Raw genomic sequence first — 1,042 nt, forward strand, 5'->3', positions numbered from 1 at the left:
CGACACACGGCTCCTCAGCCTGCCCACCACCAGCCACAGAAAGCGAAACGGCCCACCGACTCCGTCGGCGGACCGTCACGAAAGATCGAGGCTAGCACTGCGGAGCATTTCTGGATCGCAAGAAGCCTGCCGTCATCCCCTGACTCCTACAACGAACCACAGACGGGACGTCATCACTGGACATCCAGCAACCCTCTGCCGCCGAACGGCAGGGCGTTTCGTTTCTCCAATAGCGGTCGAGTTCGGCGGCGATGTAGCCCTTGTCGGCCAGGATCAGCAGCCCGGGTCGGCAGGCTGCCAGGTCAGGTTCGTCGTCGATCAGGGCGGCCAGGACCTGCCGGTCGTCGATCTTGGGGTCGGCCAGGGCCCAGGTGACGGGCAGTCCGGCCGGGGTGCAGACCAGGTGCAGTTTCAGGCCCCAGTAGAAGCGGGAGTGGGAGCGGCAGTAGCCGTAGTTCGCCCAGCCTGCCGGGTCGGAGCGTTTGACGGACTCGCGGGAGCGGGCGCATTCGACCGGGGTGGAGTCCACGATCCACACGTTGTCCAGCCACAGGTCGCAGTCGGCGGCCAGGGAGCGGATGGCCTGCTTGACCAGGGGCAGAGCGGCCCGCAGGCGCTTGTTGTAGGCCGGGCGCTGGGGCAGGTAGGGGAACAGGTCGTGCAGGTGTGCGTGGGCGAAGCGCAGCCAGCGGGCTTCGCAGTGGAAGCCCAGCATCGCCTGGGCCACGGCCAGGGTGACCAGTTCCGCGTCGGTCAGCCGGGGCGGCCGGCCGCGCCAGCGCGGGGTCTTCAGATGGTCATCGACGTGCACGTACAGTGCGGTCAAGAGGGTGTCTAACTCGGTCGTCACAACCCGATGTTGGACACCCTTCCTGCGTCCGTGAACCCCGCAATCGGAACTACTCGTCTAGGTCTGAAATCCCCCGTTGGTTGTGTGGGCTTTCAGGACTAACGAGCTCGTGCACGGTAAGCGGTGAGACGTCGAGGACCTCGGTGGGGCTGGCTGTTCACTTCTGCGGTGTCGGGATGAGGTCTGCGGTCC

The 1,042-nt window shown here is 65.9% G+C and carries 1 protein-coding gene; it reads right to left on the reverse strand.

The genetic code is table 11. The features are described from left to right. Positions 1-91: 91 nt before the first annotated feature. A complete protein-coding gene (locus ACFU95_RS51075; RefSeq protein ID WP_383844843.1) occupies positions 92-850 on the reverse strand; it encodes an IS982 family transposase in 759 nt (252 codons plus the stop codon). Between the last annotated feature and the right edge of the window lie 192 nt (positions 851-1,042).

It is taken from the genome of Streptomyces sp. NPDC057623 (assembly GCF_042800355.1).
Lineage (GTDB): Bacteria > Actinomycetota > Actinomycetes > Streptomycetales > Streptomycetaceae > Streptomyces.